Consider the following 17,514-nt stretch of genomic DNA (forward strand, 5'->3'; position numbering starts at 1 on the left):
TCATCCCCATCCTTGATAAACGTTTTTTATCTTTTGGGCAATGGTGCTCCATTCCAATTCCTTCAGTACTTCTTCGTAATTTGGTGATTTGTCTTCTTTTTTCACATTCAATGCCACTTTCATTGCGTTAGTTAGTCCGTTATCATCTGTTGGATCATAACTAACGACCATGTTCTCCGTGAAATATTCATCAATGAAGTCATTGTTAGGCATAACGATCAATTTCTTGAACGATAGACCAAGTATCGCTGAACCTGAAGTTGTAATCTCTTTGTACGGCATCACCATAACATCCACGGCGCTAATTAGATCGGCAATCGATTCATTGGGAATGAACTCTAACTCCACAATGATATTATCGATATCCTTAACACACTTCAGATACTTCGTCATCTCTACGTCTGCTTTACCTGCAATGATTAGATAGGATTGTTTCGACTTCACAGCATTAAAGGCTTCGACTAGATCCTCGACACCCTTATATGCCTTAATTGCACCGAGGAATAAGTAGACATCGGCATCCTTGGGAATGTTATAGACTTGTCTGAAATTTGTACCATTACGCTTGTACACTCCCAAATAATGGCCATGTTTCACCACGAATAACTTCTTAGCTGGAACATCGAATTCAACCATTACTTTTCGCTTGATAGACTCGGAGGCAACAATCAATTTACTACAAAAACGACAAATCAAGCGACGCATAAAGCGCTCCATTCTATGATACTTCGCGTTGTGTGGGTACAAATTATGAATCGTCCAGATCAACTGTATATTCCGTATCTTCAAATACATCATCGTTATAATAAAAATGAACGATTTCACGATAAATAATAGTGGGTTATGATTCTGGTAAGCATGGTGCATCCAGTGAATATGGACAATGTCTCCCGGTTTCGCTTGGCCTACCTTCAGCATGAGCTTGCCATGCTTCAAATCCCTAATGTCCATTCCTGCACCGCATAAGGAATTTGTTAATAAGTCATTGTAAAAGTTCAATTCGCTCGATTTCGGCCACATCCATACTTTCATCGCTTTACTCTCCCTAGACTTGCTAGAATATCAATTCCACCGGACATCCCTTTTTATCACCTTGGCCGGTATCCCTGCTACAAGTGTATAGGGCTCCACATCCTTTGTTACAACTGAACCCGCTGCAATTACGGCTCCATGACCAATGTGTACGCCTTTTAATATCATTGATTTACAGCCAATCCATACCTTATCACCAATCACAATGGGCTTCGTCGATATCGTCCCCTCTATCTGATGATAATCGGTGTCTGTAATAACAACGTCCCATGAGATCGCACAACCCATACCGATCGTAACCGAATCCTTCGCCATGATCTCTGTCCGACGATTAATATATGTACCATCACCGATCACAATCTCTGCACCTGGGGCATCTAGATAGAAATTAACTTGATCGTAGAGCATGACTCTACTCCCTAGCATTAATTTCGAATGGCTACATTTCGATATGATATGAGAACCAGCCACTTGAAGCATAGAGCCGCTTTTCGTCACCCTAAGCGCAAACAAATGACCTCTTAATAGGCGGTTAATCTTCTTTATAACATGCCTAACCTGACTTACATTCAAGTGAAGACCCTCCCTAACTCTACTCGCTACTGCACCTATTCTCCGCTGACCCATTAGTTATATCTGCGGATCCATTCATTCGGAACACGAATCTCACGAATGACTTTAGCAGGTGTACCCCCCGCCAACACATTGGCTGGAATATCACGTGTAACGACACTACCTGCTGCGATCACGGTATTACTTCCGATCGTTACACCAGGCAAGATAAGGGCTCCTCTACCAATCCAGACATTATCCGAAATGATGATATCTCTACTCTGAGAACGATCATCCGCATCCACCGGATGAAAGTTCGAATCGATCATATTAACCATTGGGCCGATGATGGTATTGCTCCCAATCCGAATCGATTTCGTACATCCGATATCTATGCCATAGTTGAAGAATACATTATCCCCCACCCACAACGTAGCTCGCTTATTAACAGAAATCGAAGACTGAAAAGGTTTCGCATGAAAGGACACATTCCGTCCAACCACGAATTCACCCTTATTTTTCACAGTTAGACGACCTGATATCCTACTTAACCGTCCCACGGAGCTAGTCTTGAACGGAAGGATTACAGCTCCCTTCAACACCGCTAACAATTTACCTATACTGAATTGCTTCATTGTGATACTCATTCCCTCATCCCACCGCTTCTGACTTCATCGGATTAGCCAATAACAACTGGTAGGTGTTCTCCACCTTGCGGGCAATCGTGTTCATGTTGAAATCATTCATTACACTTGTATACCCTTGGCTTGATAGTTCTTGATAGTTAACCCGCTTATCGTAAACAAGCTGAATCGTCTGATAGAGTTCTTCAACATCTCCATCTTTCACGATGAAACCACCCTTTGTCAGATGAATGATTTCCGGAGCTCCACCAGAATCTGCAACGATGACGGGCGTTTGTACAAGCATGGATTCAATAATGACTCTTCCAAATGGTTCATTTAGCGAGAAGTTAATAGTCAGATCACATTCCTTCATGAGCTCAAGTGGTTTCTTGCTGTATCCATAGAATATAACGTTATCTTCCAAACCGTACTCGATAACCTTCTGGATCATGTCATTGAAATAACCATCCGATCCATCGACAGAGGTGTCACCTACAATCAGCAGCTTCCAGTTATATTTATTGTTATCAGCCAGTTTCTTGACAGCCTCAATCATAAGATGATATCTCTTCCACTCTACGATCCTTCCAAATGTTCCAATAACAAGCGTATCATCCTCCATAAATCTTCGACTCTTTATCGTTAACCCAAGGTCTGTATCGACGCCGTTATAGATGATCGTCTTGTTCTTACCCACGATGGAGTCGGCTACAAATTGCGAAATACATATGACCTGATCGAAGAACCTTGGTAATACCCGATTAAACATGCGTAAATGCGTGTGATCTCGATGATGCCATACCAATTTGCACTTGGTTAGAAATTTAAGTGGCGCCGTATACCAGGGCGCTCTCCAACCATTGGCATGTACAATTTCAATGTGATTACTAGTCACATATGATTTGATTCGAAATACCGTCTCCAAATAACCGAAGCCTAATTTCTTCTTAATGCTATTCAGACGAAGAGGAAAGTGCTTGTACTCCGTTCTAATCTCACTTAAATAATCGGCATTTCCAGGACTCAATAGATGGATTCGGTATAGCGAAGTATCCAAGTAATTGATCAAATGAATGAGACTTTGTTCGGCCCCCCCTTTTTTATCTGCATGGGTCACAAACATGACATTGATTTTTCCTTTATCCATTCATAGCACCTGCTTCATTTGATAGCTTGTATTCAACGAATTTATGTAACCCTTCAATACCTCTTTATGATCGTAGTGGGTGCGTATGAATCCCTGCGATGACTCTAGTAGTGTTCTCGCTCTTTCGGGATGATCGAACAATAGCTTAATTCTGCCATAGAACTCCTCGGGACTATCCGCGACCATAATGTGCTCGTTATCCACAAGCCCAGTACCCTCGTATCCGATGGAAGTTGAGATGACTGGCAATCCATTCTGAATGGCTTCGATCGTCTTTAATTTCACACCCGCTCCGTTTCGCATCGGATTAACAAATAGATAACCCTGTTTGTAAATATCGTCCAGACTCTCTGGTGTGTCATGTACGATGACATTCGTCAAATCGTAAGAATCGAGCCAACTCAAGCTTTGCTTCCTACTATTCCCTGCCACAATAAATTTGTAATCTGGCTCTTTCAACATCAAAGGATGAATATGCTCCAGATACCACACAATTGCTTCTCTATTATTTGGCATGAAGAGTGATCCGATAAATACAACATGTTTACTCTCAAATGTACTCTCAAGAAAGGTTTCCTTGGTGATCGGAGGCGGTAAAAACAAGCTATGGGTTGTAGGATGAAGTCTATGGAAGATTTCAAATTCATTATTCGAAATAAATAAGTACTTATCAACCTTCTTCCGCATCTTCTTCTGTAATATCGTGAACTTGCTGCTCTCCATGTGATAATACAACTTATGAATGACATTATGGGTACTTCTAGCTAACGCCTTGAAGTATACCGCTTCATCATTATGAACTCGTAAAATAACGTTCGCGTGTTTAACTAGCGGATTATTTAGGATGGGATAGACATAGTCTCCTTCCAGCAATACATAGTCATAATCCTCGTCGATGTTCACGTGTCTTAACTCGTTACGCGATTGTACCTGCATGGGAACCACATGTAACATATCCGTAAGCTTACTTCTCCGATCACACAGCTTTATATCTTCAACATAGCGGTATACCACTTTCATATCCGAAGGTGTTGGCATTTGTTTCCCGCAAACGACGAGATGGATCGTCCATCCAAGTTCGGCTAACACCTTAATGCGGCCCCACGTATCGACCCTGCCGCCATGATCGGCGGGATAAGGAAAATCACTGCACACAACAAGCATTTTCATTTAGAAACCCCCGACATATTGGATTGGTTTATTTCGTTCTTCCCTAGAAAAGTACTGATAAATGCGAACAACAGCCAAATCTCATATTTAATCTCAAGTGCCACAAATAGCAACGAGAATAGCATGCAAACAAGTGCCAAAAACAAAATGATGCTCGATTTCACTTTCACAATCAAATTTTTGGCTACCAGATAAAAGAAAACAACTGAGAATATCCCGCCAAACATAAACCATTGGAAGAATCCCGATTTGACACCCAAATTTTTATCCGAGTTCGAGTATTGAAGCAACTCTCCCGTATTAATCTGGCTGATCCCAAAAATATTGTAATAGAAATGAGACATGAAGGTGATCGAGTCGTTCAAATAGTCATCGAAATACATTAAATAGGCTCCGGTACCTACCCCCAGCGGATGGTGAAAGACCGTAATAATAGCGATGATTATCGTTCCCATCCTCGTATATGACGAGGTATAGTTCTCCATATCGTTACTAAACGAGCTGATCAACCCTGCTGAGAAATACGCAATAAACATATACATGACTAAGACAACACCAATAAGGACAATGAAATTCCTCTTTTTTCTGAAATCAAGAAATTTAATTATCGTCACGACTAACGTCAATAAACATACGATTAGGAACCCCTTTGATCCTGTAACGGACAGATAGAACAGAAAAAATCCAGCTGTATATACGTTAGATAGAATCCTTGCGAAGCGATTTAAGTATCTACTCAAATACACCAGTATCGAAGAATACACGACGATAATGGACCCCGTCGTACTGCTTTCCGAAGTAAGTAGTCTCACCCTCCAATAGGGATTGCTACTCGAATGCAAGAACGTTAATGCATTGGGCATGGTAACCAATTCCACAATCATAATCACTAACAAGAGACTCATCACCGTAAGGAAACAACCATACAGGAGTTTAAAGCTTTTTATTTTTGAGAACACGAGCTGCATATGCCTGATATACAGCAGAATTAATGCGAAATAAATTAAGACCTTGATCCCTTTGCCAAGCAGGCTCTCAGACCAGAAGCTGTAACTCCCCTGCATGAATTGAACGAGAATGTATCCCAAACTTACAAAAGTTAAATAAACAATAAACGCGAACAAGTACTTCTGTAATTTTGATACCACCATCAACTTCTTATATTTAGACAGCATCGCAATCTCACAAAATATAAAGAGAGGAAGCAGCAATATAACAGGAGATCTGCCTATCTCACCTATCGTATTAACAAGAGGGAAATCCTGATAGACGGTCAGCACCAGCAAGATACTGAGATAAAGAGCCAAAAAGAAACTTTCCTTACCTGGCTTCTTTCCAGCTATTTCGTCATTTAACGTATGATTGCTATGTAAGCTTACGTTCATCATCTCTTTCATCCCCGTAAATCTAGACATATTTTTTGACAATTACAGAATATCGACCACCTTGTTTCTTCAAGGCATCCTCATATAGTCTTACGATCTGCTGGTTCATTTTATCTGAATGGAATTTCTCATAAAAGATCTTCTCACCGATCTCTCCCATCCGTTCAAGCTTCTCCTTACTTAGCCCATGAATAATGTTGACCAGCTGTACCTTGTTATCGAAATCAAAGATATATCCATTGACTCCATGTTGAATAATCTCCGGAAGTGCACCACGATTACTTGCTATAACAGGCTTCTTATTCCGTAAAGCCTCGATCGCAACGATACCGAAGCCTTCCCAACGTGAAGGAACGATCACAGCATCGCATGCTTTCATATAACGATCGATTTCCGAATTGTCCACCCAGCCGATTTTGACTGCATTGCTTGGATAAGCGTATTCGAATTCCTTCAATACGGTATCGCCTACTAAATAGAGATTAACATCCGCGAATGGATTCTCGTTAAACACCTCGAGCAGCAAGTCAAAACCTTTTTGCCGGTCGAAGCGACCTACATAAAGTAGATTAATCTTATCCTTCTGTACATCGAAAGGTACTGCATTCGAAGGTGGAGCATCTGATACTCCGTTATACACAACCACTGACTTCTTAGAAGACAAACCGTAGTTCATCGACATCTGGTATTCATGCTTTGATATGTTAATGATGAAATCTGTACGTAGCGATAACAATTTCTCTATGCCTGCGAATATCCTTTTTTTCCACGACTGCGTGTCCATAAGAAAAGCCCAACCATGTGCACAATAAATGACTACAGGTCGTTTCCTCTTGAAAAAAAGTAATGTCCGCAGGAAAAAACCTGCGAACGTTCCATGGATATGTACAATATCTGGATTAATCTCTTTCATCTTCTTATGAATCGATCGCATCGCTTTAAAGAAGTATTTAGGGCTCCTTTTATAAGGGTACAAATGTAAGCGATCAGGGCTAATTTGTAATGAATGACGGTTTGAGTTCTGCTCGGATGCCATGAGATAAATATCATGATTCACCGATTGGTACTGTAATACTTCATTAAGATGGGTTTCAATACCACCCTTAGTAAACTCTGAAATATGAAGGACCTTAACCATAATTACCCTCCATCTCTAAGTTAAAATGCGTCCTTGGATCCAACCATAGCCTTTACCGTTCTCAACATAATTCGAATATCGAATATAATGCATTTTTTCTCAATATAAGCGATGTCGAGCTCAACCATTTGTTTGAAATCCAGATTGTTTCTACCACTAACCTGCCATAATCCTGTACAACCTGGTGTGACGGCTAAACGTTTCTTATCATGCTTCGTATATACCGCAACTTCTCTAGTAAGAGGTGGTCTGGGCCCTACCAAGGACATTTCGCCTCGGAGCACATTAAATAATTGCGGAAGCTCATCAATACTTGTTTTCCGAATAAACTTCCCAACTTTGGTTACGCGTGGGTCGTCTCTCATTTTGAACATAGCACCACTAATCTCGTTCTGATCAAGTAGATCTTTTAACTTATCTTCAGCATTGGTATACATAGAACGGAGCTTATACATCCGAAATAGTCTCTCATTCTTGCCCACTCTTGTCTGATAGAAAATGACCGACCCTGATGGATCCTCTAATTTAATGAGGATAGCGACTAAGGCAAGCAACGGACTTAATAGAATCAATCCAGCAAGTGAACCAAAGATATCAAGGGTACGCTTAAACACTAAATAGAGGTTGAACCTTTCTTCCTTAGCCCGTGTATTCGAATAGTAATCCGAAATGCCAATGACTGCTTCTTCCCGATATTGTGAATATCTCATCCTTAATTCATCCTTCCCGCAATTAATTCTTTGCCAAGCTCACGCTTCATCATTTCCTCAATTCCAGCCATAAGCTGGTATCGAAGTTCATTGTTCCGCAGAGCGAAGTCAAGTGTAGTCATAATAAAACCGAGCTTCTCTCCCACATCATAACGAGTCCCTTGGAAATCATAGGCATAAACACCTTTATCCTCGTTTAGCCGCTGAATCGCATCCGTAAGTTGGATTTCTCCGCCTGCGCCAAGCTCATGTCTTCCCAAATATTCAAATATATCAGGTGTCAGGACATATCTGCCCATAATAGCTAGATTGGAAGGAGCTTGTCCCTGAGGTGGCTTCTCCACAAAACGATTAACTTGATACAGATTATCTATTCTTTCACCTGGATCTACGATACCGTAACGATGTGTCTGATCCGCGCCTACCGTCTGAACACCAATGACCGAACGTCCGGTACGTTCGTACTGCTCGATCAGCTGTCTCGTACATGGAACATCTGCTTCGACGATATCATCACCAAGTAGAACAGCGAATGGTTCGTTTCCGATAAAATTACGAGCACACCATACAGCATGTCCAAGACCTTTGGCCTCTTTTTGCCTAATATAATGAAGATTAACATTTGAAGATTTCCGAACCTTCTCCAAGATTTCGAGCTTTCCCTTTTCTTGTAAAATATGTTCTAGCTCGAATGCGATATCAAAATGGTCTTCTATCGCCCGTTTCCCTTTACCTGTTACCACGATGATGTCTTCAACGCCAGATTCAATAGCTTCCTCCACGATATACTGGATGGTTGGCTTATCGACAATGGGAAGCATCTCTTTAGGCATCGCTTTAGTTGCTGGTAAAAAACGTGTGCCGAGTCCAGCGGCGGGGATAATGGCTTTTGTCACTTTTTTCATTTGAATTCACCCTATCCTATTTTTTTATTCGCATTGTACACGAGATGCTAAAAATGCGAGCTATGCCATCTTTGTTAGAGAAGGCATAGCTCGAACTTTTGAACATGAAATGGAGCTATCCTTAACATTAAATCTAGGGCATTAAACCCTTCCTCACATCACACCCTTGACGATGAACGTCTAAGGTCTATTGACCCACAGTGTGACCGAGTGCCTCCGGTGATAGAGGTGCAGGAGACATTACCTTCCTATTCAACACTTCTTATATTGGAGTCATTAGACTAAGCGTCGTTTTTTTCTCCGTAATAATAATAAGAATAGGAATCTGAATGATTTCGGTTAATATTGTTGAGAACGACACCGAGAATCTTGGCGTTTACGTGCTCAAGAGAAGCTTTTGCTTTAAGTGCAACATCTTTTTTCACTTTCCCCGAGTCAACAACGAGTACGACACCATCGCTTTGAGTAGCAACAATTTGCGCGTCTGTTACGGACAAGATCGGCGGGGTATCGATAATGATCACATCGTACATTCCCCTTACTGTCGATAGCAGTGTAGCCATTTGTTTGGATGACAGTAGCTCTGATGGATTGGGTGGCGTAGGTCCTGCATGAATAATCCATAGGTTCTCCGTATTAGTCGGTTGGATTACTTCGCTTAGTTCCTTCTGTTTAAATAAAATAGTCGTTAAGCCGACCCGATTAGATGTACCAAATAAATGATGCTGTGATGGTTTCCTTAAATCCGCATCGATGAGCAGTACACGTTTATTGGATTGAGCAAATGCAACTGCCATATTGGCGCTAGTCGTACTCTTTCCTTCACTTGGTTTGGATGAGGTGACCATAATAACTTGCAGCTTGTAATCTATCGTCGAGAATTCGATGTTTGTCCGAAGCATCCGATATCCTTCGGAAATTGGAGATTTCGGGTAACTTTCGGTAATTAGTTTTTTAGGAATCAAGCGAGACATTGGTATCCCCCCCAGCTGTTGGTTTTAGCGGAAATTTATTGCCCCGATCATTGATATCACTATCTTTAAACCTCGGAATAGCAGTCAATACTGGAACCCCTAATACCAAATCGATATCTTCCTCCGTCTTGAGCGTGTCATCCAAATAATCTAACAGAAAGGAAAGACCTATCCCGAACATCAATGCCAACATGAAGGCAACGGCAATATTCATCTTAGGATTTGGGGCTATCGGACCACGCTTTTCCTTTGGATCGGCTTTGTCCAACACAGAAACATTGTCCACCTTCATCAGTTCAGGAATTGTTTTTTGAAATACAACAGCTACAGCGTTTGCTATATTGGCTGCCTGCTCATAGGAGTCGTCCCGGACAGAGATGGACATGACTTGCGTTTCATTCACTGAACTTACGCTTACCTTTCCAATGAGCTCACCATATGTAATACCAAGATTAGGATATTCTTTGACAACAATCTTCATCATGCGTGGCGTTCTGATAATTTCTTTATAGGTTTTGATAAGGCCAATCGTTGAATTTATAGATCCGAGATCTATACTCGGCAGCAACGAACTACTATCCTTATACTGATTGACAATTAATTTAGCCGAAGCTTCATATTGTGGTGTGATTAAATAATAGGAGTAAATGCCGATCGTTTGGCAACTTACCGAGATAATCAACGCGATCAATAAAATCCTTCTTTTGACGATTAACCAATATTGTTTAAGTTCCAAATTGCTACCTCCGTTACTAGTTAAGTCTGAATTCCTTGACAGCTTCGACATTTTTTATATTCATTTCGAATATATATTAAATTATATTATTCAAAACGCGACCTTTTATATATAAGTTACCCGTAGTAGCATGATGCTCTACAGATAATCATTCTTTACGAATTAATATTTATCTAGATTATTCATTTCGCGACCTTTTGGGCGTGTATAGTTCCTATAGATATCTTTCCGTAAGACTCTTATTCATTTCGACGACCTCTAAATTCATGAAATCCTCAACTGTTCCGCCATTTATCATGTATTCCATCATATCTGCTGAACCGGCATTATGGCCCAATTTCCTCAACAACAGTGATAACACGCTAGCCATATCAACAGGTTCATCCCCTGGCCGGTACCCCGAGATCATAAGAATCTCAGATAACGATCTCAATTCATTGAACCCATCTTGATTTAATAGCGAAGGATCTTCGGATAGTATTTTCAAAAATTTCTTTAGCTTTTCTCGCTTCTGCTCCCGATGCGAAATATTCATCTGACTTCCTCCATTCGTCAAGTTATGCGTTCATTTAGATTGAATAATGGAGATTCACTATTCTGTTCGACCCATCTTGATGTCACGAACCCGAATTATCACAACTTTATAAACAACTTTTGTAAGGATGATGCCAGTTTTTCTTACTCCGTGATTAATAGTATGCCATAGATCCTAATATTTCTTGAGGGAATAAAGACATGGTCACGGGTTCCTAATTTATGTAGATAATCTAACATCATTTTCATTTTCAGGTACTAAAACGGCTCATTTTTTAAAATAAATACGCATTATGTGATTTAGTAAGGTTTAGATTATCAGTTTCATTGTTATAACACTAGAAATGCTCTTCCGCCCTTTTTAGATAAGGATTTCTTCTACAAATTTGACAGGTCTGAACTTGGATGAATGTAGAAATTCAAGCTAATTTCATACCGAATTAGGGACTATAGACTAGCGTCCTACAAAAACAGGACAAAAACAATTTTCGACATGTTTTGCAACAGTTCATTTATCAAAAATAGATTTTTGTAAGCGCTTTAATATCTTATAAAACAAAAAAACACCCAAGCGAATCCCTAAAATCACGGATATACTTGGGTTACAAACCATATAATGTATGCATTTTCATGTTCTTTTGAAGTATGTAAATCACAAATCAGGACTATTCATAAGAAATCAGGCTAAATTTCCAACTTCAGTAATACTCACCCGATAACCCCAAACTCGTTACTCTGTTCCCAATTTAGTACTTTAAAGGGGTGAACATCGACCTACAACCAAGCTATTAATTTCGGAAATAGGAACCTAACCGATGCAATACGCCCCACGAAGAAGCCTCAGCTTCGACAGGTTTACTCCCAAAAGGACTGTCATCTAAAACACACGCTGAATTATTTAAAAAATAATTTTCCCACTGTTTCCCCATGCGTTCACCTATTACCTCGTAAGCTTCGCGAAGTCGAAATCCTCTACGTTCCATATCATGGGCATCTGACGAGACGATATGAATGAGACCACTTTTGCAAAGAAACCAAGCCATTTTCTCAATTCGTCTACCAAAACCACCAAGTAATGAATGCGTTGTAACCTGTGCAAAAGCGCCTCTCTCGATCAGTTCGGCCAAACGTTCCGGATGTTTCATTATTTCCGCATTCCGTTCAGGATGAGCAATAATGACCTTTAATTTCAATATATTTAGCTCATGAAGCAATTCATATATTTCGGTAGGTATTCGAGTGGACGGCAACTCTAGCAACACATAACTTGAATTCGCTAGTGGAAGCAATTCTTTTCTAAACCAAGACTCAAGCCAATCATGATGCCACCGAATTTCCTGCCCAGAATGAATTGTAATAGGTACCCCTTCCTCTATCAACTTTTCGTTAATATGATGGGTGTACTCTAACACTTCGACTGCTGCATTATTATATCTCCCATTCGCATGATGAGGTGTTGCAATCAACGTCGTTATACCCTCTGCAACAGCTGCCCTAGCCATATTTAAAGTATCATTCCAATCTGCAGCTCCATCATCGATCCCAGGCAGTATATGTGTATGAATATCAATCATCTTGTTTTCACTTCCCAGAAGATATATTCAACTTACCAAAGGTAAGCTTCTGCTTATTCTATCATACGGCCTAAATAAAAACAGTAGACCAAGATGATCATCTTGGTCTACTGTTGTCATTCTCACAAGGAGCCTTCCTAGAACCCTAGTTCTGAGTTTATCTTAACTCGTTCATGGATACACGATTTATAGCTTTGGTATGACTCGTATCCATACTTCAGAATAACATTGTGCATCCTGTCCATAATACAATTCCAGCTCGTATTCATCGACATGGTTATATGATGCTGTAGGCAGCCACTCTGTATAGATTCTCTTAATTAATTCTTGAATGACCACACTTGTCTCTTCCTGCGAGTGTTCTCTAGTTCTAAAGATAGCCCAAGTGGACGCTGGAACATCCAACATCGTATATCCTTCCGCATTACAATGATCTGCCATATAGGTGAACAGCATATATCGAAAAGAACTATCCATCTTACCATCATTGCTCCAACATACGGCATTAATCAGACTAAGTTCGTCTTCTGGCTCTTTTTGTGCTGAAACAGAGAGCTTCTCAAGGCTTCCATCCTGCATGCTGTCGATCCAGAATTGGGGTATGTCTATAAGATGTTCTCCTTGATCCGCCATGAACACACGATCGATGCCATACACTGCAAATGCTTCTTTTTTAATAATTCGATAATCCATAGCTACATCTCCTCGAATTGATATTTGAAAAGAGAGCCGGGGATACGCCTTCAGCATGACCCCTTCCCCACGCGCCGAGGTCGGAGTCAATCCATGAAGCGCTTGGAAGGCACGCGCGAATGCTTCAGGCGACTCATAACCGTATTTCAATGCAATATCAATAATTTTATGTTGGCTATGCTGAATATCGAAGGCAGCCATGGTTAATCGCCGACGTCGAATATATTCTGCGAGCGAAGCATCCATTATCATCGAGAACATTTTTTGAAAATGATACACAGAACATAAAGCCAACTGTGCCGCTTGTTGATTGTCTATTTCTCCATCGAGATGAGCTTCAATGTAATCTAACGCTCGATTCATCCGTTCGAACCAATCCATTTATCCCCCTCCTTTCATCAATATCATAAGGTGTGTAGCTTGACGTTGCCGTGCAATTCTTGCTTGTTGCTGCTAGGCTTCCTCCGTATGAACATCGTGTGCGCGAATACGAACAGAACAGATCAAAGCAATCACTCTCACGAATTAGTTACTTATCCATTATGGTGATTGCAATCTCACATATCCCACTTTCTCCACCAATTGTTGCCCTTGAGGTCCTTGCATCCATTCTAGAAAAGGAGTGATCATCGGCTTAGGCTTCTCCATCTTCAATGTGATTGCATATAATTTGGCGGTAAATGGGTAACTTCCATCTGAAATATTAACAGCATTGGGTTCTACATCATTAATGGCAAGTAATTTGATACCCTTGCTTTGATTCATCCCAGTTGCGAAGAAACGAAATGAAAACCCAATCGAATCTTCATAATTTCGATAATCAGCCACTTGCTCAAGTATTCCCCCCATCCCCCTTGGCACTTCTTCTTTCAGAGGTTTGATTATAGGGGTGTCTGCCATGATTTTTTCCAAAAGAGTCTGACTTCCCGAATTTGAAGGACGTTGAAAAGCGATGATCTTCTTATTTCTGCCCCCAATTTCCTTCCAGAATCGGGTCTTACCCGAATATATATCCTTAATCTCTTGTACCGTCAAACCCTTGATCGGATTGTTATTATTCACAAAGAACACGAATGCTTCCTTCCCAATAGGTGTCATAACCAGTTCATGACCACTAGCTTGTGCCATTTGCAGCTGATTGACGGACGGTTCTGCCCCAAAATATATATCAACCTCTCCTTTCAACAACCGTTCGTATGCATTAATGGTGTTGGTAAAGCTAACGAATTCACCCTTAGCGTCATCCATTAAACCTTCCTTCGGATATGTTGCCTGAGCAAAAGCAGAGTAAACCGGGAAAGCCGCTTCCGCTCCATCCAAGACAAGCATGTCTTTGGGATCTTCTATATTGAAAGTGACTTGTTCTGCGATTCGCGGCAATCGGTTGCTAGGATTGATCACATCATATGGCCATAAGTCAGTACTTGAATACCCTCCACCATACTTAAATCCATAGGATGGAAGAACGGTTTGGCTTCGCTGCCATTGTACGAAACTCCCAATACTGAATGTTAATATCACAACGATAGATACCAAGATCAGCTGTTTACGCTGAATTACGATTAACGGCTGACGTGTTCTTTCTTTAATGAAAAAACCAATTAAAAAGGCTGAATAATATGAAATAGGTGCAATAGCGTACAGAATTCCAACCCCTTGGAAAGATGCCATAAAACTAATAGGGAGAAATGGTATTTGCAAGAAAGAATACACCGACCATGCGGAACTTCCATAGAACCCTCCACTAACTAACATACAAATAGCCCATAGCATAACGGTATAACTAAGTGGAAAGACAACTGGCCAATATCGTTTCCCAAAACGCTGCGGAAGATGTCTATCCCATGCGGCTAATACCCCGGTTGCTATTCCACTTACGAGCATCGTCACAACAACAAGGATAGTCAAATTCAATTTTCCGTCCATCAATACCAATGTCATAATCGAGAAAACAAATGGATTTACACCACAGTGCAATAGCAATATCCGAAAGATATATCCCATCTAAACCACTCCTTTGTAATGTTGTGACAATGCTTCCCATGAACGAATATATCATCACGCTATAAATTCTGACATTTCCCAGTTAAATCATATATTAACATAAAAATAATCCCGCTCGTTATCTATCTAACAAGTATAATTACCTTTGGAAGTGTTACTTGATTAAGTTCATTTAGTCACTGTAAAATTAAGAGATATATTACTAGAAGGAGAACTAGATGATCATGGACATAAAATCATTATCCAATTTTTGTTTATCAAAAAAGGGAAGCCTAGAGGATTATCCCTTCGGTGACGATGTTCTTGTCGTAAAAGTCGTCTCAAAAATGTTTGCATTGATTAACGAACATAACAATCAACTTAAAATCAGTCTGAAATGCGATCCTTTTATAGCAGAAAGCTTAAGACAACAATACGCTTCGATTACGCCCGGATATCACTTGAATAAAAACCACTGGAACACCATCATAATCGATGGTACTATTTCAGATCTGGAATTATTCAATATGATTGATCACTCCTACGATTTGGTGTTTAAAGGATTAAAGAAATCAGAGAAAGAAGCCATTATGCAATAAAAATCCATGAAAAAGAGGGGCGTGAGCCCCTCTTTACTATTTTCTCCACTAAATATTAGAACAGAGCCAATATCGCCTTATATTCACTTTAAAATCATATTAATCCTCATTCAACAGCTTCTTTAATGAGCCAATATTATTAACCGAAACTAATTGCTCAAGGTTTTCAAATATCTTCTTCTCATCCCAGTTCCACCATTGAAGTTCTGACAATAATTTAATCATCTCATCACTGAAACGCTTTTTAATAACATTTGCAGGATTACCACCGACAATAGTGTAGGGTTCAACATTTCTTATAACCGTTGAGTTCGTAGCAACAATTGCACCGTCACCAATGGTTACTCCCGCCATAATCGTAACATTCTGTCCCAGCCAAACATCATTGCCAATCAAAGTATCACCTTTGAAAGGTAACTGTTCGATTGTAGGCGTGACCTTTTCCCACCCTCCGGCAAAAATATAGAAAGGATACGTGGTTAATCCATCCATCCGATGATTAGCACCGTTCATAATAAACGTTACCCCTTCAGCGATCGCGCAGAACTTTCCAATCACCAACTTATCACCTAAGAACTCGTAATGATGTTGGATATTATCATAGAAACGCTCAGGGGACTTGGTATTGTCGCTGTAATATGTATAATCACCAATCTCAACGTTTGATCTGCTCGGCAAATTCCGAATGTAACAAACACTTTTGATATTCTCATTTGGATAAAGCTTAGTTTTATCTGGAGCTATCGTCATACTAACACTTCCTCTCAAATACGTTATCTAACCTTACCCTATCGAATCATCAATATAAAGCAATCTTATAGTTAAATGGTTAATCCATTCGGAACAGATCGATGAAATGTTGTGCGCTTTTTGATAAATAGCGATCCTTCAACCAAATAATACCTACATCCGACTGAAAGTCTGCATCTTCTATATCAAGCATCTTCACAACCGTAGCCGGAAAAGAAGACATGACCGATTTCGGAAAAACTGTAGCCCCGATCCCTTCAGCGATGAGTGACATAATAATGGCTACGCTGGAACATTCGCAAATGACGTCCGGTTCAAATCCATGCAGTCGGCATGCATCCATGACTTGCTCATGCATCCGTGTTGTGCGATCCGTCTTTAACGTGAGAAAGGGAAAACTCGCTAATTGTTGCATGCTGATCGACCGTTTACCGGAGTAGGACACCCATGAGCTTGGAATGACTACCACAAATGGGTCCGAAGACAACGGTAAGATGTCATACTGATAAGTTGATGTCTGCGCTTCGAACGGCAACCTGGCGATAACGAGTTCAATCATTCTCTTCTCAAGCTGCTCACCTAATTGGTAATGGTCCCCTTCCGATATTTTAAACGTTACCTGCGGATACTCCTCCCTAAACCGCCCGATATGCGTTGGTAAAAGAGAAATACACGATACGACCGAACCAATCGAAAGAACGCCCCGCACACCTTCTTCAATCTCTTTCACTTCCCTGGTCACTTCATCCAATTGCAACAGCAGCGACTCAGCCTTTTGCCTAAGCAACTCACCCGCTTCCGTCAGCTTTAATCCCGAGCGGTTGCGATCAAACAACCTCACCCCCAACTCCTGTTCTATCATTTGCATTTGTCGGCTCAGAGGTGGTTGCTCCATATGAAGCCGCTTGGCAGCACGAGTAATTTGCCCTTCTTCAGCTACCATCAAAAAATATTTCAACTGACGTATATCCATAACTTTTCCTCCATTAACCATACCCAAAAGGTA

At 40.6% G+C, this 17,514-nt stretch carries 18 protein-coding genes; 1 reads left to right on the forward strand and 17 read right to left on the reverse strand.

The genetic code is table 11. The features are described 5' to 3' along the window. From PBAT_RS21700 to PBAT_RS21770, 15 genes are all read right to left on the reverse strand, one after another. Positions 1 to 1,032, reverse strand: a complete 1,032-nt coding sequence (locus PBAT_RS21700) for a glycosyltransferase family 4 protein (protein WP_068652773.1) — start codon at positions 1,030 to 1,032, stop codon at positions 1 to 3. 30 nt (positions 1,033 to 1,062) lie between these two features. Next, positions 1,063 to 1,605: an acyltransferase gene (locus PBAT_RS26280; protein ID WP_276326604.1), complete on the reverse strand. Its 543-nt coding sequence runs from the start codon at positions 1,603 to 1,605 to the stop codon at positions 1,063 to 1,065. Between the two features lie 53 nt (positions 1,606 to 1,658). Continuing rightward, complete coding sequence (locus PBAT_RS21710) at positions 1,659 to 2,219, reverse strand: LbetaH domain-containing protein (RefSeq protein ID WP_169810157.1); 561 nt, start codon at positions 2,217 to 2,219, stop codon at positions 1,659 to 1,661. A gap of 16 nt (positions 2,220 to 2,235) precedes the next feature. After that, positions 2,236 to 3,357, reverse strand: a complete 1,122-nt coding sequence (locus PBAT_RS21715; RefSeq protein WP_068652774.1) for a glycosyltransferase family 4 protein — start codon at positions 3,355 to 3,357, stop codon at positions 2,236 to 2,238. Next, a complete protein-coding gene (locus tag PBAT_RS21720) occupies positions 3,358 to 4,527 on the reverse strand; it encodes a glycosyltransferase family 4 protein (protein WP_068652775.1) in 1,170 nt (389 codons plus the stop codon). Continuing rightward, on the reverse strand, positions 4,524 to 5,942 hold the full coding sequence (locus PBAT_RS21725) for a hypothetical protein (protein WP_149466352.1): 1,419 nt from the start codon (positions 5,940 to 5,942) through the stop codon (positions 4,524 to 4,526). The genes PBAT_RS21720 and PBAT_RS21725 overlap by 4 nt, the downstream gene beginning before the upstream one ends. Next, a complete protein-coding gene (locus tag PBAT_RS21730) occupies positions 5,935 to 7,050 on the reverse strand; it encodes a glycosyltransferase (RefSeq protein ID WP_084403305.1) in 1,116 nt (371 codons plus the stop codon). The genes PBAT_RS21725 and PBAT_RS21730 overlap by 8 nt, the downstream gene beginning before the upstream one ends. A 20-nt stretch (positions 7,051 to 7,070) precedes the next feature. Beyond that, positions 7,071 to 7,760 carry a sugar transferase gene (locus PBAT_RS21735; protein WP_068652778.1) on the reverse strand — a complete coding sequence of 230 codons (690 nt, stop codon included), beginning with the start codon at positions 7,758 to 7,760 and terminating at the stop codon, positions 7,071 to 7,073. Positions 7,761 to 7,762: 2 nt separating this feature from the next. Next, a complete protein-coding gene (gene galU, locus PBAT_RS21740) occupies positions 7,763 to 8,665 on the reverse strand; it encodes a UTP--glucose-1-phosphate uridylyltransferase GalU (RefSeq protein WP_068652779.1) in 903 nt (300 codons plus the stop codon). A gap of 281 nt (positions 8,666 to 8,946) precedes the next feature. After that, a complete protein-coding gene (locus PBAT_RS21745) occupies positions 8,947 to 9,639 on the reverse strand; it encodes a CpsD/CapB family tyrosine-protein kinase (RefSeq protein ID WP_068652780.1) in 693 nt (230 codons plus the stop codon). Further along, positions 9,620 to 10,375, reverse strand: a complete 756-nt coding sequence (locus PBAT_RS21750) for a YveK family protein (RefSeq protein WP_068652781.1) — start codon at positions 10,373 to 10,375, stop codon at positions 9,620 to 9,622. Before PBAT_RS21750 ends, PBAT_RS21745 begins: the two co-directional genes overlap by 20 nt. 214 nt (positions 10,376 to 10,589) lie before the next feature. Beyond that, complete coding sequence (locus tag PBAT_RS21755; protein ID WP_068652782.1) at positions 10,590 to 10,910, reverse strand: PX domain-containing protein; 321 nt, start codon at positions 10,908 to 10,910, stop codon at positions 10,590 to 10,592. Positions 10,911 to 11,697: 787 nt separating this feature from the next. Beyond that, positions 11,698 to 12,483, reverse strand: coding sequence for a tyrosine-protein phosphatase (locus tag PBAT_RS21760; protein WP_068652783.1), 786 nt, complete (start codon positions 12,481 to 12,483; stop codon positions 11,698 to 11,700). A 186-nt stretch (positions 12,484 to 12,669) separates the two neighbouring features. Beyond that, positions 12,670 to 13,557: an AraC family transcriptional regulator gene (locus tag PBAT_RS21765; protein ID WP_068652784.1), complete on the reverse strand. Its 888-nt coding sequence runs from the start codon at positions 13,555 to 13,557 to the stop codon at positions 12,670 to 12,672. Positions 13,558 to 13,716: 159 nt separating this feature from the next. Then, a complete protein-coding gene (locus tag PBAT_RS21770) occupies positions 13,717 to 15,180 on the reverse strand; it encodes a PstS family phosphate ABC transporter substrate-binding protein (RefSeq protein ID WP_068652785.1) in 1,464 nt (487 codons plus the stop codon). A gap of 224 nt (positions 15,181 to 15,404) precedes the next feature. On the opposite strand from PBAT_RS21770, the gene PBAT_RS21775 reads away from it, so the two are divergent. Next, positions 15,405 to 15,758 carry an MmcQ/YjbR family DNA-binding protein gene (locus PBAT_RS21775; RefSeq protein ID WP_068652889.1) on the forward strand — a complete coding sequence of 118 codons (354 nt, stop codon included), beginning with the start codon at positions 15,405 to 15,407 and terminating at the stop codon, positions 15,756 to 15,758. Positions 15,759 to 15,857: 99 nt separating this feature from the next. On the opposite strand, the gene PBAT_RS21780 is transcribed toward PBAT_RS21775, so the two are convergent. Both PBAT_RS21780 and PBAT_RS21785 read right to left on the reverse strand, forming a co-directional pair. Next, on the reverse strand, positions 15,858 to 16,508 hold the full coding sequence (locus PBAT_RS21780) for a Vat family streptogramin A O-acetyltransferase (protein WP_068652786.1): 651 nt from the start codon (positions 16,506 to 16,508) through the stop codon (positions 15,858 to 15,860). A gap of 79 nt (positions 16,509 to 16,587) precedes the next feature. Next, positions 16,588 to 17,481, reverse strand: a complete 894-nt coding sequence (locus tag PBAT_RS21785) for a LysR family transcriptional regulator (protein WP_068652787.1) — start codon at positions 17,479 to 17,481, stop codon at positions 16,588 to 16,590. Positions 17,482 to 17,514 lie beyond the last annotated feature (33 nt).

This window comes from Paenibacillus antarcticus, assembly GCF_001637225.1.
In the GTDB taxonomy this organism is placed as follows: Bacteria; Bacillota; Bacilli; order Paenibacillales; family Paenibacillaceae; genus Paenibacillus_AQ; species Paenibacillus_AQ antarcticus.